The sequence below is a fragment of the Labrys methylaminiphilus subsp. lupini genome (assembly GCF_051161885.1).
In the GTDB taxonomy this organism is placed as follows: Bacteria; Pseudomonadota; Alphaproteobacteria; order Rhizobiales; family Labraceae; genus Labrys.
On record NZ_JBMDIH010000001.1, the window covers coordinates 3,765,138 to 3,784,346 of the forward strand.

Annotated in this window: 19 protein-coding genes; 8 read left to right on the top strand and 11 right to left on the bottom strand. The window is 64.7% G+C overall.

The genetic code is table 11. The features are described from left to right. Positions 1 to 98: 98 nt before the first annotated feature. A complete protein-coding gene (locus tag ACN6KF_RS17810) occupies positions 99 to 1,175 on the top strand; it encodes an NAD(P)H-dependent flavin oxidoreductase (protein ID WP_434958126.1) in 1,077 nt (358 codons plus the stop codon). A 159-nt stretch (positions 1,176 to 1,334) separates the two neighbouring features. On the opposite strand, the gene ACN6KF_RS17815 is transcribed toward ACN6KF_RS17810, so the two are convergent. From ACN6KF_RS17815 to ACN6KF_RS17825, 3 genes are all read right to left on the bottom strand, one after another. After that, a complete protein-coding gene (locus ACN6KF_RS17815) occupies positions 1,335 to 2,042 on the bottom strand; it encodes a glutamine amidotransferase (RefSeq protein WP_434958127.1) in 708 nt (235 codons plus the stop codon). A 57-nt stretch (positions 2,043 to 2,099) separates the two neighbouring features. Continuing rightward, the gene (locus ACN6KF_RS17820) at positions 2,100 to 3,260 is read right to left on the bottom strand and encodes an endonuclease/exonuclease/phosphatase family protein (RefSeq protein ID WP_434958128.1); all 1,161 of its coding nucleotides are present in this window, start codon (positions 3,258 to 3,260) and stop codon (positions 2,100 to 2,102) included. A gap of 109 nt (positions 3,261 to 3,369) precedes the next feature. After that, positions 3,370 to 5,772, bottom strand: coding sequence for a transketolase (locus tag ACN6KF_RS17825; RefSeq protein ID WP_434958129.1), 2,403 nt, complete (start codon positions 5,770 to 5,772; stop codon positions 3,370 to 3,372). 141 nt (positions 5,773 to 5,913) lie between these two features. Here ACN6KF_RS17825 and ACN6KF_RS17830 point away from each other — a divergent pair, with 141 nt between their 5' ends. After that, positions 5,914 to 6,378, top strand: a complete 465-nt coding sequence (locus ACN6KF_RS17830; protein WP_149253666.1) for an Lrp/AsnC family transcriptional regulator — start codon at positions 5,914 to 5,916, stop codon at positions 6,376 to 6,378. Positions 6,379 to 6,482: 104 nt separating this feature from the next. Here the strand turns inward: ACN6KF_RS17830 and ACN6KF_RS17835 are convergent, their stop codons facing one another. Genes ACN6KF_RS17835 through rpmH form a run of 5 tightly spaced genes read right to left on the bottom strand, consistent with a single transcriptional unit; the run spans position 6,483 to position 10,193 of the window. Then, positions 6,483 to 6,845: a DUF423 domain-containing protein gene (locus tag ACN6KF_RS17835; protein ID WP_434958130.1), complete on the bottom strand. Its 363-nt coding sequence runs from the start codon at positions 6,843 to 6,845 to the stop codon at positions 6,483 to 6,485. After that, positions 6,842 to 7,492 (bottom strand): ribosome biogenesis GTP-binding protein YihA/YsxC, encoded by a 651-nt coding sequence (gene yihA, locus ACN6KF_RS17840; protein ID WP_434958131.1) that lies wholly within the window; start codon positions 7,490 to 7,492, stop codon positions 6,842 to 6,844. Before yihA ends, ACN6KF_RS17835 begins: the two co-directional genes overlap by 4 nt. Beyond that, the gene (gene yidC, locus ACN6KF_RS17845) at positions 7,492 to 9,471 is read right to left on the bottom strand and encodes a membrane protein insertase YidC (RefSeq protein ID WP_434958132.1); all 1,980 of its coding nucleotides are present in this window, start codon (positions 9,469 to 9,471) and stop codon (positions 7,492 to 7,494) included. The genes yihA and yidC overlap by 1 nt, the downstream gene beginning before the upstream one ends. Next, the gene (gene rnpA / locus ACN6KF_RS17850) at positions 9,468 to 10,040 is read right to left on the bottom strand and encodes a ribonuclease P protein component (RefSeq protein WP_434958133.1); all 573 of its coding nucleotides are present in this window, start codon (positions 10,038 to 10,040) and stop codon (positions 9,468 to 9,470) included. Before rnpA ends, yidC begins: the two co-directional genes overlap by 4 nt. 18 nt (positions 10,041 to 10,058) lie before the next feature. Next, a complete protein-coding gene (gene rpmH / locus ACN6KF_RS17855) occupies positions 10,059 to 10,193 on the bottom strand; it encodes a 50S ribosomal protein L34 (RefSeq protein WP_082980037.1) in 135 nt (44 codons plus the stop codon). Positions 10,194 to 10,656: 463 nt separating this feature from the next. Here rpmH and ACN6KF_RS17860 point away from each other — a divergent pair, with 463 nt between their 5' ends. Both ACN6KF_RS17860 and ACN6KF_RS17865 read left to right on the top strand, forming a co-directional pair. Beyond that, positions 10,657 to 10,962, top strand: a complete 306-nt coding sequence (locus ACN6KF_RS17860; protein ID WP_434958134.1) for a zinc ribbon domain-containing protein YjdM — start codon at positions 10,657 to 10,659, stop codon at positions 10,960 to 10,962. 408 nt (positions 10,963 to 11,370) lie between these two features. Continuing rightward, positions 11,371 to 11,553 (top strand): hypothetical protein, encoded by a 183-nt coding sequence (locus tag ACN6KF_RS17865; RefSeq protein ID WP_434958135.1) that lies wholly within the window; start codon positions 11,371 to 11,373, stop codon positions 11,551 to 11,553. Positions 11,554 to 11,641: 88 nt separating this feature from the next. Here ACN6KF_RS17865 and hrpB read toward each other — a convergent pair whose 3' ends face one another. Beyond that, positions 11,642 to 14,158 carry an ATP-dependent helicase HrpB gene (hrpB, locus tag ACN6KF_RS17870; protein ID WP_434959698.1) on the bottom strand — a complete coding sequence of 839 codons (2,517 nt, stop codon included), beginning with the start codon at positions 14,156 to 14,158 and terminating at the stop codon, positions 11,642 to 11,644. Positions 14,159 to 14,372: 214 nt separating this feature from the next. On the opposite strand from hrpB, the gene ACN6KF_RS17875 reads away from it, so the two are divergent. Further along, entirely contained in the window at positions 14,373 to 15,572 is a 1,200-nt protein-coding gene (locus ACN6KF_RS17875) for a hypothetical protein (RefSeq protein WP_434958136.1), read from the top strand. Between the two features lie 19 nt (positions 15,573 to 15,591). Here ACN6KF_RS17875 and ACN6KF_RS17880 read toward each other — a convergent pair whose 3' ends face one another. Then, complete coding sequence (locus tag ACN6KF_RS17880; RefSeq protein WP_434958137.1) at positions 15,592 to 16,746, bottom strand: aminotransferase; 1,155 nt, start codon at positions 16,744 to 16,746, stop codon at positions 15,592 to 15,594. Positions 16,747 to 16,856: 110 nt separating this feature from the next. Between ACN6KF_RS17880 and hslV the strand changes: the two genes are divergently transcribed. From hslV to ACN6KF_RS17895, 3 genes are read left to right on the top strand one after another with little or no spacing between them, the layout of a single operon-like run. After that, complete coding sequence (hslV, locus tag ACN6KF_RS17885) at positions 16,857 to 17,432, top strand: ATP-dependent protease subunit HslV (protein ID WP_434958138.1); 576 nt, start codon at positions 16,857 to 16,859, stop codon at positions 17,430 to 17,432. A 41-nt stretch (positions 17,433 to 17,473) separates the two neighbouring features. Further along, complete coding sequence (locus ACN6KF_RS17890) at positions 17,474 to 17,869, top strand: hypothetical protein (RefSeq protein ID WP_434958139.1); 396 nt, start codon at positions 17,474 to 17,476, stop codon at positions 17,867 to 17,869. A gap of 33 nt (positions 17,870 to 17,902) precedes the next feature. After that, entirely contained in the window at positions 17,903 to 18,166 is a 264-nt protein-coding gene (locus tag ACN6KF_RS17895; protein WP_434958140.1) for a hypothetical protein, read from the top strand. Positions 18,167 to 18,312: 146 nt separating this feature from the next. Here ACN6KF_RS17895 and ACN6KF_RS17900 read toward each other — a convergent pair whose 3' ends face one another. Next, on the bottom strand, positions 18,313 to 19,206 hold the full coding sequence (locus ACN6KF_RS17900; RefSeq protein WP_434958141.1) for a carbohydrate ABC transporter permease: 894 nt from the start codon (positions 19,204 to 19,206) through the stop codon (positions 18,313 to 18,315). Positions 19,207 to 19,209 lie beyond the last annotated feature (3 nt).

Consider the following 19,209-nt stretch of genomic DNA (forward strand, 5'->3'; position numbering starts at 1 on the left):
AGAATTAAAAATTAATATCGTTTTTAAATAAGAAATGATAGAGCTGCCTTCACTTACTTATGCTGGCGCTGGCAAGACAGCGAGGCAGATCAAGGAGAATGGCAATGTGGCCCGATCGGCGCATTCAGGAGCTCTTCGGTATCGAGATCCCTATCATCCAGGCGCCGATGGCAGGCCCGAGCCATTATGAAATGGTGATCGAGGTCAGCGAGGCAGGCGGGCTGGGCTCCCTCCCCTGTGCCACGCTGACGCCCGAACAGGTCCGCACCGAGCTCGGCATCATCCGCCAGCAGACCACCAAGCCGATCAGCGTCAATTTCTTCAGCCACACCGCGCCCGAGCCCGACCAGGCCCGTGAGGCCGGCTGGCGCAAGCGGCTCGAACCCTATTATCGCGAAACCGGCATCGATCCAGCCGCTCCGATTCCGAGCTCGAACCGGGCGCCCTTCGACGATACGTTCTGTACCATCGTCGAGGAGTTCAAGCCCAAAATCGTCAGCTTCCATTTCGGCCTGCCCGAAAAATCCCTGCTCGACCGTGTACGGGCGACAGGCGCCAAGATCCTGTCCTCCGCCACCACGGTCGACGAAGCGCGCTGGCTCGAGGATCGTGGCTGCGACGCCATCATCGCGCAGGGCTCCGAAGCGGGCGGCCATCGCGGCATTTTCCTTACCGACGACATCGCCACCCAGATCGGCACCTTCGCGCTGGTGCCACAGGTGGTGGACGCTGTGAAGGTACCGGTGATCGCGGCCGGTGGCATTACCGACGCCCGCGGCATCGTGGCCGCCTTCGCCCTGGGCGCCGCGGCGGTGCAGATCGGCACAGCCTATCTGTTCACGCCGCAGGCGCGGCTCGCAGCTCCGCACGCGGCTGCCTTGCGCAGTCCCGACGCCGACAAGACGGCGCTCACCAATCTGTTCACCGGGCGGCCGGCCCGTGGCATCGTCAACCGCCTGATGCGCGAAGTCGGCCCGATATCGGACCTTGCCCCCGCCTTCCCGCTCGCTGGCGGCGCGCTGGCGCCGCTGCGCGCCAAGACGGAACCGCAGGGCTCGGGCGATTTCATGTCGCTATGGTCCGGCCAGGCCGCACGCCTCGCCCGGGATGGCTCTTCGGCGGGCGAGCTGACGAAGCTTCTGGCGGCGGAAGCGCTGGCCAAGCTGGAAGGATAATGGAGGGTCGATCTCCAGATCGACCATCTTGGAAACGCCGCGGATGAGGAGGGCAAGGTGGTCGATCTCGCTCCATCAATTGATGGAGCTGTGGAGATCGACCCTCCGGTTCCGTGCCAAACCGGCAAGACTGATGCTTGCTGATATACTGTTCTCTTCCTACTCAGCCGCCATCGCCATCGCCGGCGTCAGCCACAAATCGAGGAAGCCATGCAGCCACTGCTGCATGCCCGGGTCATATTGGTAACGGCCCGAGAATTGTTGCTCACGATCCTGCGCGCCCGACAATTTGAAGCTTTCCTCGCTGCCGGTGGTCCAGCGATTCATCATCAGATAGGTGACTTCTGGGTGGAACTGCAGGCCATAAGCGGCCCGTCCGCAGGCGAAGGCCTGATTGGCGAAGGTCTTGCCGGTCGCGAGCAGCCGCGTGCCCCGCACATGCTCCGAGCCTTCATTGTGCCAATGATAGACATGGCTCGGCCAGGACATCAGGGCGCGGCCGTCCTGGGTCGGCTCGATCGGCCAATAGCCGATTTCGACCTTGCCGCCCTCATGGCGCGAGACCCGGCCGCCGAGATGGCGCGTCAGCATCTGGGCACCGAGGCAGACACCGAGAAAAGGCTTGTTCTCGTTCAAGGGCACGCCGATCCAGTCGATCTCGCGGCGGATCCAGGCTTCCTCGTCATTCACGCTCATCGGCCCACCGAAAATCACGGCGCCGGCGTGATCGCGCATCGTCTGCGGCAGGGGATCGTCGAAGCGGGGGCGCCTGATATCGAGCTCATAGCCGCGTTCGATCAGGAAGCGCCCGATCCGCCCGGGCGAGGAGTGTTCCTGATGCAGAACGATGAGGATCTTTCCCGTCACGATTCGGCCTGTGAAACGATTTCGTAACCATGATGTTACGGAAGTCTTAGCGAAAAGTTAAGCATTCGCGGTGCCGGAAGGCACAGTTCTGCCATTGGCGTTGCCATTTTGCACGGGTTGCCGTGAAGCCGGCGTGAGCAGATTGAACTCCGCCACCGGCACGCCGTGGTCGCTGGCGGTCCGGACATTGCGGGTCATATCGGTCATATGCGTGTCGACGACATGGTCGTTATAGACCTGGAGATAGCGAAAATCCCCGATCCGGTGTGGATTGCGGCTGTGGAATTCCTGGCTGAACAGGATGTGGTCCAGCACCTGATAGTCGCCGAAATGGATATGGGTGTAGAGGGTCGTTCCCTTGATGTGCACCGCCTGTTGATCGGACGCGGCGTAGAGATGCAGGTCCCACAGGCGTCGGTTCTTGCGCTGCCAGTCCCCGGGATCGGCCATCAGCGGCTTGAGGGTTTCGGGCAGCGGCTGCTCCCCGCGGATGAGTTCGGTGGTCACGCTGGTGAGTTCGTCGTTGAGATCGCCCAGCACCATCACCGGACGAGGCTCGGTCCCCCGCCCCGCCATCTCCCGCGACAGCATCACCCTCAGCGCCGCGGCCTCGGCGCCGCGCTGGAGCAGGGCGCGCACCACGGCGAGCGCCCGCACGGCGGGGTCGCGGCGATCCTCGTCCTCCAGCACCACCGGCCGGCGGGACTTGAGATGCGCCACATAGACGGTCAGCGGCACACTGTCGGGCAACAGGACCTCGGCCCGCAGGACCGGGCGCTCGAAGAAATTGATGCCAACGGGCACGGCCTGCTGGCGCCCGTTCTCGTCACGCCTGACGGCAAAGCCCTGGCCCAGGCCCGGAGGAAAAGCAGCGATCGATTCGACCTTGAGCACCGGCAGCCGGCTCGCCAGCCCGACCCGTGGTGCATTGAGTGCTCCATCCGGGGTCTTGGGCCCGTCGTCATCGGCGAGCGGCGCGTTGACGGTCGCGCCCTGCAGGCGCGGCGCCTTCCAGACCGCCTCGCGCAGGGCTTCCTCGTGGAACACTTCCTGGAAGCCGGCGAGATCGACCTGGCCGCGTTCGAGCAGCCCGCCGATGAAGGCGGTCTTGGCCTCATACTCCTCGGGCGAATAGGGCGGCTGCTCGTGGAAGCGCACGCCGGGCCTCGCCAGCAGCTGGGTGTTGAAGGTGGCAACGCGCAGGACGGAGGAGGACATCGGCATAACCTTGCGAGAGCTTCAATCTCGCAAGGCTGAGGATTCGTGGCAATCCCCGGGAAGGATATGCAACTACCATCTTTACCTTCCAGGGGAGGGTAAGCAGCGGCTACTCCGCCGGTGCGAGTTCCCTGCGGTTGCGGATCGGGCGCCCCGGCGAGAGAGCCTGGGCCGCATGCAGGATCGCATTGGCGTCAAGGCCATGGTGGCGATAGAGCTCCTGGATGCTGCCCGTCTGGCCGAAATGCTCGACGCCCAGCGAGGTCACGCGCTGGCCGCGCACGCTGCCGAGCCAGGCCAGGGTCGCCGGGTGGCCATCCAGCACGGTGACGAGGCCGCAATCGCGAGAAAGCGGGGCGAGCAGGCGCTCGATATGGCTCTTCGCACCGGCATTGCCGCGCTGACGGGCGCGTTCGGCCGCCGTCCAGCCGGCGTTGAGCCGGTCGGCGGAGGTGATGACCAACAGGCCGACATCGCGGCGGTCCTCGCTCATCAGGCCGATGGCCTCGATCGCCTCCGGCACTACGGCGCCCATGGCCGCCACCACGATCTCGGCATTGGGGCCCGGCGGGCGTAGCCAATAGGCGCCGTTGACGATGTCGGCGGCCAGCGCTGGCGACATCGTGCGCTGCGGCTGCTCGATGGTGCGGGTCGACAGGCGCAGATAGACCGAGCCGCCGGTCTCGTCGCGCAGCCAGGTGGTCTCGTCGCGGTCACCCTCGCCGTCCCGCTGCATATAGTCGAAGCCAAAGCGCATGATCACCGCCAGTTCGTCGACGAAGGCCGGCTCGAAGGCGGCGAGACCGTCCTGAGCCAAGCCGATCAGCGGCGTGGCGATCGACTGGTGCGCCCCGCCTTCCGGCGCCAGGGTGACGCCCGACGGCGTCGCCACCACCATGAAGCGGGCGTCCTGGTAGCAGGCATAATTGAGGGCATCGAGGCCGCGCTGGATGAATGGATCATAGAGCGTGCCGATCGGCAGCAGCCGCTCGCCATTGATGGAATGCGACAGGCCCAGCGCCGAGAGCAGGATGAAGAGGTTCATCTCGGCAATGCCGAGCTCAATATGCTGCCCCTTGGGCGAGAAGTCCCAGGAGAAGGTCGAGGGGATCTTCTCCTTCTTGAAGACATCGGCCAGTTCCTCGCGCGCGAACAGGCCGCGCCGGTTGACCCAGCCGCCGAGATTGGTGGAGACGGTGACGTCGGGCGCCGCGGTGACGATACGCTCGGCCACTGGCAAATCGGTGGCGGCGAGGTCGTTGAGGATGATGCCGAAACCCTGCTGGGTCGACATCGAGGCGGATGCCCGATAGGGCAGTGTGGCGGGCACCTCGACCTTGGGGGCGGCCAGACGCCGCCTTCCCTTCTGTACGAAGGGCACCCGATCGAGCGCGGCCTGCATGGCCTCAGGCGTCAGCTCCAGCCCCTCGAACTTGTCCCATTCATGCCCGGGGCGGATGGCCATCGCCTGCTGCCAGGTCTCCATCTGGGCCGGCGTCATCAGGCCGGCATGATTGTCCTTGTGCCCCTGGAAGGGCAGGCCGAAGCCCTTGACCGTGTAGGCGATGAAGCAGGTCGGCCGGTCATGACGGGCCGCCGCCTCGAAGGCGTCCAGCAGGCTCGGCATGTCGTGGCCGGCGAGATTGGTCATCAGCGCCGCGAGTTCGGCGTCCGAGCGGCTCTCGATCAGCCTGCTGACCTCGCTCTGGTCGCCGATGGCATCGTTGAGATGGCGACGCCAGGCCGCTCCGCCCTGATAGCACAGCGCCGCGTAGAGCTGGTTGGGGCAGTTGTCGATCCAGTGCCGCAGCGCCTCGCCGCCCGCCTCGGCGAAGGCAGCCTCGAGCAGGCGGCCATATTTGAGGATGACCACCTCCCAGCCGAAATTGCGGAAGATCGATTCGAAACGTTGCCACAGGCCCTCGCGCACCACGGCATCGAGCGATTGGCGATTATAGTCGACGATCCACCAGACATTGCGCACGCCCTGCTTCCAGCCTTCCAGCAGGGCCTCGAAAATATTGCCTTCGTCCATCTCGGCATCGCCGACGAGGGAGATCATCCGTCCTTCCGGCCACTCGCCCCAGCCCTTCGCCTTCACGTAATCCTGCACCAGGGCCGAAAACAGGGTCTGGGCCACGCCGAGGCCGACGGAACCGGTGGAGAAGTCGACGTCGTCGACATCCTTGGTGCGGGAAGGATAGCTCTGGGCGCCCTTGAAGCCGCGGAAATTCTTGAGCTTATCGAGAGTCTGCAGGCCAAAGAGATAGTTGAGCGCGTGGAAGACCGGGGAGGCGTGGGGCTTCACCGCAACGCGGTCCTGCGGCCTGAGCACCGCGCCGTAGAGGGCCGTCATGATCGTCGCCAGCGAGGCAGAGGAGGCCTGATGGCCGCCGATCTTGAGGCCATCCTCCTTCGCGCGCAGATGGTTGGCATTGTGGATCATCCAGGAGGACAGCCACAGGGCCTTGCGTTCGAGGGCGGCGAGAAAGGAGAGACGAGGGTCGGCCATGACGGAGATTCCAGCTGAACTGGCTTGTTATAACAAAAGACGACGGGCGATTTTGGTTGATCTTGAAGGCTGCAACACATGGCTTTAGAGAGTATCGCCATTCGTGACAGGGAATGCGCATAAATTACGCAGAGCGGGACAATGACTGCACTCGACGCCATCGACAACAAGATCCTCCGCCTGCTGCAGGAGGATGGCCGCATGACGGTGCAGGCCCTGGCCGAGCAGGTCGGCCTGTCGCATTCACCCTGTCTGCGCCGCGTGCGGCAACTGGAAGAGAGCGGCGTCATCCGCGGCTATGTCGCCGTGGTCGAGCAGAAGGAGGTCGGGCTGCCGGTCAGCGTGTTCATCTCGATCAAGCTCGAACGCCAGCGCGAGGAGGATCTCGATCGCTTCGCCGCCGCCATCGCGCCCTGGCCTGAAGTGCTGGAATGCTATCTGATGACCGGCACGCGCGATTATCTCCTGCGCGTGGTCTGTGCCGATCTCGCCGCCTATGAGCGTTTCATCAAGGAAAAACTCACCCGCCTCGATGGCCTCGCCTCGATCGAATCCAGCTTCGCTCTGGCGCAGGTGAAATATACGAATGTGCTGCCGATACGGTGAGGCCCGGAGCGCGGACATCTCAGCGACATGCTTGCGTGTCGCGATGTCCGCTCTTCCCTTGCAGGCGTTGCTCTTCCAAGAGCGGACAGGATGTCCGCGCTCCGCTACTTCTTCGCCACCAGCGCTGATACGCCCACCAGCAGCCAGGCAGCCATCGAGCCGGTACCGCCGATCGGCGCGGCCATCGGGAACAGGCGCTGGCCTGTCATGGCGTTCAACACCACGTCGGCCGAGAACAGGGCCACGGCGGCAGCGAGGAGGAAGGCGGCGGGCCGGGCCAGCATCGCATAGAGCAGGCCTGCGCGAATGGCCACGACAATGGCGATCAGGGCCGTCGCATGGGCGAGCACCATGATGGCGGCGTAGTCGATGCTGGGCCATTTGCCATGGGCGGCAAGCGCCATCAGGCCGATGCCGGCGGCGCCGTACAGGCCGCCCAGCACGGTGAGCAGGCGGTCGGCGATCACAGCGTCAGGCCGCCGCGCTCGGCCAGGATCTGGGCAATGGTGGCACGCAGTTCGTCCATGCCCGTGCCTTCACGGCTCGACGTGACGATGAGTTCGGGGAAGGCGGCCGGGCGGCGCGAGATCTTTTCCTTGGTCTCGGCGATGCAGCGTTCCAGATCGGGCTTTTTCACTTCGTCGGCCTTGGTCAGCACGATCTGGTAGACGACGGCCGCCAGATCCAGCGTTTTCAGCACGGCATCGTCGGTGGTCTTCAGGCCATGCCGGGCATCGATCAGCACGAAGACGCGCGCCAGATTCACTCGTCCGCGCAGATAGTCATGGATCAGCCGGGTCCACGCCTTGACCTTGGATTCGCTGACCTTGGCATAGCCATAACCCGGCATGTCGACGAGGGTCAGGGCTGGGTTCGAAGAAAAGAAGATCAGTTCCTGCGTGCGCCCCGGCGTGTGCGAGGTGCGGGCCAGGGCGTTGCGGTTGGTCAGCGCGTTGATCAGGCTCGACTTGCCGACATTGGAGCGGCCGGCGAGCGCGATCTCGACCCCACCGGGGGGCGGCAACGCCTCAAGCGTATTGGAGGCGTGGCGGAAATCCCAGGTGCTGGCGAAGAGTTTCCTGCCGGCTTCCGTATAATCAGGTCCCTCGGACATCAACTCGCCGCCGATGATGGCTTGCGCCCGAACATGGCCTTGAGATTGTCCCACAGCTCAACCTTCACGCCGTTTTTCTTCATGATGAAGACCTGCTGCAGGATCGAGAGCGTGTTGTTCCAGCAATAGTAGATCACCAGGCCGGCTGGGAAGGCGGCGAGCATGTAGGTGAAGATCAGCGGCATCCAGCGGAACATGGCGGCCTGGGTCGGATCCGGCGGCGCGGGGTTGAGCTGCATCTGGATGAACATGGTGATGCCCATCACCACCACCCAGAAACCGACCATCAGCACGGAGGGCGGCGTCCACGGGATCAGGCCGAACAGATTGAACAGGGTGGTCGGATCGGGCGCCGACAGATCGTGGATCCAGCCATAGAAGGGCGCCTGGCGCATTTCGATGGTGACGAACAGCACCTTGTAGAGTGCGAAGAACACCGGAATCTGCAGCAGCATCGGCAAGCAACCCGAGAGCGGATTGATCTTATTTTCCTTGTACAGGGCCATGGTGGCCTGCTGCTGTTTCATGCGGTCGTCAGGGAACTCGTCCTTGATCTTCTGCATCTCGGGCTGGAACTTCTTCATCTTCGACATCGACTCATAGGAGCGATTGGCGAGCGGGAAGAAGAACAGCTTGAGGATGACGGTGGTGCCGAGAATGGCGAGACCGAAATTGCCGAAGAGATGGAAGAGGATCTCGATCAGGCGGAACAAGGGCTTGGTGATGAACCACAGATAGCCCCAGTCGATCAGATAGGCGATGTTATCGGTCTTCAGCTTATCGTCGTAATAGGAAAGGGTCGCGACTTCCTTGGCGCCGGAGAACAGATTGGTGCTCACATCCGCGCTCGCGCCCGGCGCAATCGTCAGGGCTGGCCGGTCGATCTGGGCGAGATAGGCCGGCGTGCCGCCGAAATCCTGGCCGACGAAACGGGCGGTGAAGCGGGCCGAGGGATCGGGAACCAGCGCGTTGGCCCAATACTTGTCCGTGAAGCCGAGCCATCCCGTGACGTCGGCAAAGGGCTCCTGCTTGGCGTCGGGCGCCAGATCCTTGTAGGACAGTTCCTTCTGGGAACCGGAGAACCGACCAATCGGCCCCTCATGCAGAACGTAAGTGCCCTGAGTCCCCGGGGTACCGACGCGCAGCATATAAGCCTGGGGCACGATCTCCACAGGCGCCGTACCCTTGTTCTCCACGCTGTCCTTGACGGTGAACATGAAACCGCCGATCGGCTTGGCGGCGCTGGCCTGCTGATCCTTGGGCAGATTCTGGCGAGGCAGGTCGAGCTTGTCGGCGGGCAGCGTCTCGCCGGCCGACGGCAGCAGGGAACCGCTCTGGCCGCGATCCTCATCAATCGAGATGGTGCGGTGGAAAATCAGGCCCTGGCCATTGTCCCATTGCAGCTCGACTGGCGTGGCGGCCGACAGGGGCGCTTGCGACTTGGCCGTCCAGACCGTCTTCAAACCGGGCAGGTTGAGCTTGGTCGCGGCATTGGAACCCGGCTTTTCCTGCCAGCCAAAGACCGTCAAATAGGGGCCGCGATTTTCCAGATTGGCGTGATGATCAGCCGGCTTTACAGGGGTGCCGAACGGCGAGAAGAGATCGACATTGGAAGAGTTGGGGTCGAGCGTCTCGCGATAACCGCGCAGGGCCACGTCGTCGATCAGGCCGCCAACCAAGTTGATCGAACCGATCAGACGCTGGGCATCGATCTTTACGCGCTGCGTGCTCGCCGCCACCGCTTCAGCGCGGCTGGAGAATTGCTTCTGCCCTCCCGCGCCGCCGGGAACGCCGGGCGTGGGCGTAGCCGCCTGCTGCTGCTGTTGTTGCTGCAGGGTCTGCTGGATCTGTTGTTGCTGCTGGGCTTCCTGCTGCTGGCGCCGCTGCATGGGCTGGCCGATGAAATATTCCCACACGACGACGACGAGCAGCGTCAGGACGACCGCCAGAACGACGTTCTTGGTGTCAAAATTCTTCATCGTACAGCCTCATCGGCTGAACGGCGTGGCTTGCGGGCGCCTTGACGCTCGCTGTGCACACGGCCGAACGCCGTTACCATTTCATCAACGATCGTCGCAAAAGATGCGTCGAGGGCGGAGCGCCGCCCGAGCACGACATAGTCATAACCATCGCGCGCGTGAAGAGCGCCAGACAGCCGCACCGCCTCGCGCAAGCGCCGGCGGATCCGATTGCGCTCGACGGCGCAACCTTCCTTCTTGGTCACGGTGAAGCCGACACGCGGCTCGACAGTCTCAGACGCCGGCGGCGCAGCCTCGACTGCACCCGCGCGCTCGCGGCGGCGTGCCTGCAGGGATAGCGTTGCAGCATGTGCCCTACGGCCTTCGCGGACGAAAAGGAAGTCCCGGCGCTTGAGCAGACGCTGCATCGATGAGGGCTCGGAGGCTCTTGAGCAAAATGCTCCAGGCAAAGTTTCCCGGCAAGATCTGGCCAGGAAACTTTGCAAATGTCCGGAATCTCGCTGATTTCTCTCGATCGTGCCCGTGGCACGATCGAGAGAAATCAGCTTGGCACAATGATGCGGAATCATTGTGCCAATCCGTTCCGGTCAGGCCGACAGGCGCTTGCGGCCGTGGGCGCGACGGGCAGCCAGAACCTTGCGGCCTGCCTTGGTGCCCAGACGGGCACGGAAGCCATGGCGACGCTTGCGGACAAGCTTGGACGGTTGATAAGTACGTTTCACGGGTCGTTCTCCGCGGTCGCGGCCGGATGCCGATCGAGTTGAATGGAAAAGCGCACCCCCGAACACCAAAAACGCGCCCCGGCCTTCGCCCTGGGTGCGTCCGGGCCCGATAGGGCGACGCCAAATTCGCCGGTGCTTATGGGGGATGGCGTCCGGGAAGTCAATCGGGACTCGCAAGAAGTCGCGGAGAATACGACGACAGCGTGACGGAGCCGGTGACGTGATCCCGATATCGGCGTGAAATCCCCTTCCGGGGATCGATCGTCCGATCCAGACGGGGATGGCAGGGCGCGCACCCTCTCCGGGCAGTGCGGGATCTGCCGCCGGAAATGATCAAGGATTTGCACCGGTCGACCGCAGCGATGTAGATGGCATCCGTCCGGCTTGTGAAGTGGATCTGGTCGTGACGGCGGTTCGTTCTCGGACTCGACCGGGAAACTCCATAAGCAAAGGTGCAAGCAAAATGGCCGATCAGAATGATGACTATGTCTACGATGAGGTGACCGGCGAATGGCGGCCGGCCTCGGAGATGGCGCCTCCCGCCAAGGCGGACCGGGCCGTGGTACGGGATGCGGCCGGAAATGCCCTCGCCGATGGCGATTCCGTGGTCCTCGTCAAGGACCTCAAGGTAAAGGGGGCCAATCAGACCCTCAAGCAGGGCACGGTCATCAAGTCGATTCGACTGACGGACAACGATCAGGAAATCGACTGCCGCCACGACTCCATCAAAGGTCTGGTCTTGCGTACCGAGTTCGTACGCAAGCGCTAAGGCGTGTCGATCGCGGAACCGGAGCGAGCATCGGCGCCCTGCCGCGGCCTGTCCGTCGTCCCGGTACCTTGCGAGCCTGAAGCCGGTTGCGGTGAACAGCCCCCTGCGACATATATCACGACCTATATCAATTGCGTCGAGGGCTGCGAAACGCGCCAGATCCACAGACTATGTGGCGACGGAACAAGGCGGGCCGGTAGAAGAGAACGCAGGTTTGCCGACCACCGCCTTCGAAGATCCGTCTCGAATGCGGCACTTGGCCCCTCCCCTTTCGGCTCGCTGCATCGCGGCCACGATACCTTCGTTTTATCCCCCACTCTTCGGGCCGTTCCAAATTCATGTCGGCACCATGACATTGCCGAAATTCAAATTTAAATTATATTGGGGGTGTATTTTGAGGTTATTGCCATGTGTATTGTTACGCTATTGCATCGCATTCTCGATGCCCGCCCGCGCCGCAACCGGCCCTCTTCCGTCAACGAACTCGCTGCCCAACCGGACATTCAGATCGTCTCGCTCCCGCCTTCAGGCTCGATGAGCGCCCTGGCCAAGGCCTTGCAGGCCGCGCATCTCACCGAAAGCAAGACCTGACCGGGTCCCAGCCCATCCCGGACTTGCCCGTCCCGGATGACACGATCGGCCTGCCGCTCTGCCAACCGATGAAGCCCGGTGATCGCCGTCAGGTGCCACGCGGTTTCGTACGGGTGGTCGGCAGGGCTGCGGCCGGATCTTCGGGCCAGGGATGGCGGGGATAGCGCCCTTTCATCTCGACCCGGACGGCGGCATAGGAGCCCTTCCAGAAGCCTGGCAGATCCTTGGTCACCTGCACGGGCCGATGGGCCGGGGAAAGCAGGTTGATGGTGAGCGGCACGCGCCCGCCGGCAATGCTAGGATGGGTGGCGAGCCCAAATAGTTCCTGCACGCGCACCGAGATGGCGGGACCGCCCTCCGCCTCGTAGTCGATGGCGAGACGCGAGCCGGTCGGCGCCTCGAAGAAGGCCGGCGCTTCGGTATCGAGCCGCCTGCGCTCGTGCCAGGGCAGCAGGCCGGCGAGGGCATTTTCCAGATGCTCGGCCGTGATGCCGGACAGGCCCCGCACACCTTCGATGGCCGGGGCGAGCCAGGTTTCGGCATTCTCCGCCAAGGCCTGATCGGAAAGATCGGGCCAATCCGGCGAGCCGCTGGCGGTGAGGAAGGCGATGCGGTCGCGCAACTGGCGCTGGGCCTTGCTCCAGGGCAGGCGGCCGATGCCGGCCTGGGCGAGGCCGCGAGCAAGTACGGCGGCAGCGGCGGCATCCAAGGTCAGCGGCGCCGTGGTCTCCTGCAGCACCAGGCGGCGATAGCGTCGGACAGAGCGGGCCTTCAGGCTGGCGCTGGCGGCATCATAGCCCATGCTCACGCTTTCGCTGACGCCGGACAAAGCCTCGATCTCCTCGGCCGCGATCGGAGCCGCCAAGAGGATACGGCTCGCGCCGGCGCTGCCCGCCATCTCGGCGATGGCGAGTGTCGGCTCGCGGGCCAGGCGGTCATACGGCTCCAGGCGGGCAGCCCGACCATTCTCCATGGTGAAGCTGCCGGGCTGCCCCCTAGCCACCGCAATGCGGTCCGGATAGGCCAGGGCCAGAACCGGACCGGCCCGGGCCGAATCGCCCTCGCCCCGCCCCGCTTCCTTGCTGGCCGTCTCGGTGCTGGCGGTTCTGGCCCACCCGGTCCTTGCCCAAGTCCTGGCCAACCGGCGCATGTCCTGCGCCCGCCCGCCGCGGTCTCGCCGAAAGCGTTCAATGCGCTCCACCAGGTCGGTGCCGTCGCCGCCGAGCCCCCGTTCCGACAGGATGGCGGCGATTTCGGCCGCGAGCATCCCTTCTCCCGCCGGCGCGGCTGATACGATCATGCGCGCAAGCCGAGGCGGCAGGGCCAGACTGGAGAGATGGCGCCCCATTTCGGTCAGCCGGCCATCGGCATCGACAGCTTCGATTGCCGTCAGCAACGCTCTCGCCTCCTTGAGCGCGGGGGCAGGCGGGGGATCGAGCCAGGCGAGCGCCAGGGGATCGCCCACCCCCCAGGCGGCACAATCGAGCAACAATGGGCTGAGATCGGCCGCCAGGATCTCGGGCTTGGCGAAAGCCTCGAAGGCGCCGGTGGCCGCCTCCTCCCACAGCCGGTAGCAGGCACCCGGCTCGGTACGCCCGGCGCGACCGCGCCGCTGGTCGGCGCTCGCGCGCGACACCCGCACGGTTTCGAGCCGGGTGAGGCCAAGATCCGGCTCATAGCGCGGCACGCGGGCGAGGCCCGCATCGATGACCACGCGCACGCCCTCGATGGTGAGGCTGGTCTCGGCGATCGAGGTTGACAGCACCACCTTGCGGCGCCCCGCCGGCGCGGGAGCGACGGCGCGGTCCTGGTCGCGCGCCTCCATGGCGCCGAACAAGGGAGCGATGTCGACGCCCTCGCCAAGATTGCGCTCCGCCAGCAACCGGGCCACGCGGGTGATCTCACCCTGGCCGGGCAGGAAGACCAGGATGGAGCCCGTCTCCGCCCTCAGGGCCCGCATCACCGCATCGGCAACCGCTTCGTCGAGGCGCTGGCGTGGATCGCGGCCGAGATAATGCGTGACCACCGGAAAGGCACGGCCGGCACTCTCGATAACCGGCGCATCGCCCAGAAGCGCGGCAACGCGCGCGCCGTCGATCGTCGCCGACATCGGCAGAATGCGCAGGTCCTCGCGCAGTCCGGCCTGGGCGTCGAGTGCGAAGGCCAGCCCCTGGTCGGCGTCGAGCGAGCGTTCGTGGAACTCGTCGAACAGCACGGCGGCCACACCGTCGAGCAAGGGGTCGTCGAGAATCATGCGGGCGAATACGCCCTCGGTAACCACCTCGATGCGGGTCCTGGCCGAGATGCGCGATTCGAGGCGCACGCGCAGGCCGACCGTGGCGCCGACGGATTCGCCCAGCGTGGCAGCCATGCGGGCGGCGGCAGCGCGAGCGGCAAGACGACGCGGCTCCAGCACGATGATCTTGCCCCCGCCTGTCCAGGCCTGGTCCAGCAGGGCCAGCGGCACGCGCGTGGTCTTGCCCGCACCGGGCGGCGCGACGAGGACAGCATTGGAACGCGCCTGCAGGGCCTGCTTGAGGGCCGGCAGGGCATCATCGATGGGCAAAGGCTGATCGAACACACGCATCGCGCCGATGTGACGCATCAAGGAGGCAAGTGCAATGGCGGACGGGCCAGCCGTCCCGGAAGTCGCTGCTATCCCTCTCCTGAAGGGGAGCGGCGGCTCCCGGGGACTACGCCCAATGTGGCATTGCGACCGACAGGCCGCCGGACGATTTTAACCATAGTGTGACTTTTTCGTCATCGACGCCTCGCCTGCCTTCGGCCATAGCTAGCTCTCGACGATTGAGGACGAGGCGATGGAACGGCGCGCCTATGAAGCTCCGCTCGACCCCGCACTCGCGGTGTCGGGCCTCCTGACCCGGCTGGGCTTGTTCCTGCTGGTCATTTTCGCGCCTTTTTTTGCCATGTTCTCGCGCCACGCCGTGGCGATCATCGTACCGATCGCCACCGCCCTGCTGATCCTGGCGGCGGCGCTCGACAACCGCCTGCCGACGGCGCTGCGCCGCCTGCAGGGTGCGCTGACCTCGCCCCGCACCCTGGCGCTGCTTGCCTTGCTGGTCTGGGCTGCCATCAGCATCTGGTGGACCCCCCGTCCCGCTTCGGCGGCCGGCCGGCTGCCGGGCATATTGGGCGTCGTACTCTTGTTCGCCGTCACGATTTCCTGCCTGAAGCCGCGGGTGCGCTTCAGCGACGCCAACCTCATTCCGATCGGCGTCGGCATCGCCAGCGTGACCCTGATCTTCGAATATCTGCCGGGCTCGCCTCTGCAAGGCCTCGGTGAGACGGGCACGGAGGACGCCGAGAGTACGCGCGCCGCCCTGCTTCTCGCCCTCCTGGTCTGGCCGGCGGTGGGCGCCGTCCTGGCACGCGGCCGCAGCTGGCAGGCCCTGCTGCTCTGCCTGGTGACGATATTGGCGCTCTGGCTGGTGCATGATCTGGTGATCTTCACCGCCTTCATCGCCGGCATCGTGGTGATGACCCTGGCCCTGTGGCGCCGGCGGGCCGCCGCTTTCGCCGTCGCCATCTCGGCTCTGGTCCTGCTGGTGCTCGCACCATTGGCCGGCTGGATGATGGCACGCTGGGGCGGCTTCCTGCTGCCGGCCGAGGGCGATCATTTGGTGGCGCTCTGGCGCGACGTGACCTACGCCCTGCCCGATCACCTCTTAGCCGGCTTCGGATATGATTCGAGTTCGTCGCTGACCCGTGGCATCGGCGGCCAGCTCCTGGCTTCGCCCCACAATGCCGCGCTGCAGATCTGGCTCGAACTCGGCCTTGTCGGCGTGGCGCTGGCGGCAATCGCGCTCTGGCTGACGCTGATGGGCATGAACCGCGACGACGACCGTTCGGCACCCGCCGCCCTCGCTGTTTCGGCCTCCGCTTTGGTGATGATGTTTGCAGGCCTCGCCGCCTGGCAGCCCTGGTGGCTGATGGCGCTGGGCCTCACCAGCGTCTCGCTCGCCTTCCTGGCCCGGCTGGGCGCGCGTCGGCGCGATTGAGGGGGCGGTTCCCGCTCAATCACCCCCGCCGCGCCACGCCCTTCAGATTGGCGAGCGCGGCTGCCAGGGTCTCGTCCCGCTTGGCGAAGCAGAAGCGCACCACGGTCGTTACCGCATCCTGCGCATAGAAAGCCGAGACCGGAATGGCGGCGACCTTGTGCTCGACCACCAGGCGTTGGCAGAAGCCGACATCGTCCTCCTCGATGCCGCTGGCCGTCAGGTCGATGTTGAGGAAGTAGCTCGCCTGGCTCGGCAGGGTGGCGAAGCCGAGCTCGGCCAGCCCCTCCGCAAACCGATCGCGCGAGCGTTGCAGCGCTGCCCGCATGCCAGTGAAATAGGCGTCCTCCTTGCCGAGCCCGTAGGCGACGGCAGTCTGCAAATTGGGAGGCGTGGTGAAGGTGAAGAACTGGTGCGCCTTGGCGATCACCTTCAGGATTGGCGCCGCCGCCATGACGAAGCCGACCTTCCAGCCGGTGAGCGAGAAGATCTTGCCGGCCGAGCCGATCTTCACCGTGCGCTCGCGCATGCCGGGAAAGCCGATCAGCGGCCGGTGCACCCGGCCGTCGAACAGCACATGCTCCCAGACCTCGTCGCAGACGGCGATGGCGTTGTAATGCACGCAATATTCCGCCAGCAGGGCCTGGTCTTCGTCCGAAAAAGCGATGGCGGCCGGATTGAGTGGGTTGTTGAACAACACGACCTTCGTGCGCGAGGAAAAGGCGGCATCGAGCGTCTCGCGCGTCAGGCGCCAATGGGGCGGTTGCAGCGTGACGAAGCGCGGCACCCCACCCGCCCGGCGCACCAGCGGCAGATAGGCGTCATACATCGGCTGGAACAGCACCACCTCGTCGCCCGGCTCTATCAGCGCCATCAGGGCGTCGGCAATCGCCTCGGTGGCGCCGGAGGTGACCATCACCTCGGTTTCGGGATCAAGCGCCACGCCCTGGAAGCGGGCATAGTGCTCGGCGACGGCGCGGCGCAGCTCGGGCAGGCCGAGCATGGGCGGATATTGGTTCCAGCCCGTCATCACGGCCTCGGCCGCCTTTTCGCGCACGTCGAGCGGCCCGGCATCGTCCGGAAAGCCCTGGCCGAGATTGACGGCATCATGCTCGCGGGCAAGGCGCGACATGGTTTCGAAGACGGTGGTGGAAAGGCCGGCGAAGATGCTGTTCATGCCGAATCGATAGACGAGTTGAGTGAAGCGATAAAGGGGACTCTCGCCTTCCCGCCCTTTGCCTTTTGCCCGGGACCTCCTAGATAGAGGCCATGTTCAGTGAGGTTCCGATGACATCAGATCGTTCCGCCGGCCCCGACAGCGGCCCCCGTTCGCCCTTTCACGCCACCACCATCCTGATGGTCCGCAAGGGCGGGCGCGTGGTCATCGGCGGCGACGGGCAGGTCAGCCTCGGCCAGACCGTGATCAAGGGCAATGCCCGCAAGGTGCGCCGGCTCGGCAAGGGCGACGTGATCGCCGGCTTTGCCGGGGCCACCGCCGACGCCTTCACTTTGTTCGAGCGGCTGGAAGCCAAGCTCGAGCAATATCCCTCCCAGTTGACGCGGGCCTGCGTCGAGCTCGCCAAGGACTGGCGCACCGATCGCTACCTGCGCCGGCTGGAAGCAATGATGCTGGTGGCCGACAAATCGGCAGGGCTGGTGCTGACGGGCACCGGCGACGTGCTGGAGCCCGAAGGCGGCGTGATGGCGATCGGCTCCGGCGGCAATTATGCGTTGGCTGCCGCAAGGGCGCTGGTCGACACCGACTATGATGCCGAGGCCATCGTCAAGAAGGCGATGAACATCGCAGCGGATATCTGTGTCTATACCAATCATAACCTGGTGATCGAGAGCATCGATCTCTGATAAGAGGTGGGCATTCACATCAGGCAGAAAGCCGCCCGCGCATGCTCTCGTTCCGGATCAGCCTCCCCGTCATCTTCGCCGCTTTCGCCCTTGCCGGCTGCGCGGCGGAAAAGCAGCCCGAATTCCCCACCACCAACCCCCTCGAAAAGGCCTGCCAGGCCGAGGGGGTGAAGGCGGGCACAGCCATGGCGGACTGCATGCGGCGCAAGGCCTCCCAGGGTATTGCCGGCGACACCTGCAGCCGCAAGGGCGTCCGGCCTGGCTCGCCGCAACGGGAGCGTTGCGTCAAGCTGGAAGCCGAGTACAGCCAGGCGAGTTCCGAATGCCAGGCCCAGGGCCTCGGCACTTTTGGGCCTGAAGAAGTCGCCAAGTTCAAGGCCTGCATCACCGGCAAGGCTCCGGAGGCCGCTGCCTACAAATTCGCCGAGGACAAATAGGCGGGACATCGCGTCACCTGAACGGGAGGCCGCGTGAAGGGCAGGCTCGACATCAGCGGCTATGACAGCTGGACGCAATTGGCGATGCATCTGGTGGTGCTGCTGGCATGCCTGCTCGCCAGCGCGCTGATCTGCTTCGGCCTCGTCGCGGTGAGCGCGCCCTTCGTGCTGTTGCAATGGATCGGCTTCTTCACCCTCGCCAAATTCGTCTATTTCGTCGTCGCCTATGTGCTGTTCGGCGGCTCTTTCATCGACCCGCTCGAGCAGATGTATGAGGACCGGCGCAACCGGCGCTGAGACATGGGTGACCACCGCATATTTGATCGCCATTTCCCTGGGACCGCCAGCATCCTGCTGGCTCTTTGTTTCCAACAAGGGCGGCGTTTCCAAGAGCCAGCAGGATGCTGGCGGTCCCAGAGAAAAGCGGCCGCAATGCGAACCAGTTATTCCTTCACCGCGCCCGTCATCGAGGACACGTAATAGTCGACGAAGAAGGAATAGAGGATCACCACCGGCAGGGAGCCGAACAGCGCCCCCGCCATCAAGGATCCCCATTCGAAGATGTCGCCCCGCACCAGTTCGGTGAGCACGCCCACCGGCACCGTCTTGTTCTCGGACGACTGGATGAAGGTCAGCGCGTAGATGAACTCGTTCCAGGACAGGGTGAAGGCGAAGATGCCGGCGGAAATCAGGCCCGGCACCGCCAGCGGCAGGATCACCCGCACCAGGATCTGCCAGCGCGAGGCTCCGTCGACCAGGGCGCTCTCCTCCAGCTCATAGGGGATCGAGCGGAAATAGCCCATCAGCAACCAGGTGCAGAAGGGAATCAGGAAGGTCGGATAGGTGAAAATCAAAGCAAGCTTGGTATCGTAGATGCCGAGCTTGAAGACGATGAAGGCGAGTGGGATGAACAGGATCGAGGGCGGTACCAGATAGGCCAGGAAGATCAGGAGGCCGACGATACGCGATCCCCTGAACCGGATGCGTTCGATCGCATAGGCGGCGAGAACCGAGGCAAAGAGTGCCAGCGCCGTCGCGCCAACCGAGACATAGATCGTGTTGAGCAACCAGCCCGGATAGGAGGTCTCGAACAGGAGATAGCGGATATGTTCGAGCGTGGGTCCTACAACCCAGAACGGGCTGTGATTGGCGTAATCGGTCAATTGGTCGTTTGGCTTTACCGTGGTGATCGCCATCCAGTAGAACGGGAACAGCAGCACGATGACGAAGACCAGTAGGGGCAGGTAGACCGTCACCACCCGCCGCGGCAGGCTGGAGAGATAGGCCATACCCTCGACGTTGTCGGTAAGCGGCGCGGTGGCTTGTTTCGAATTCATCGT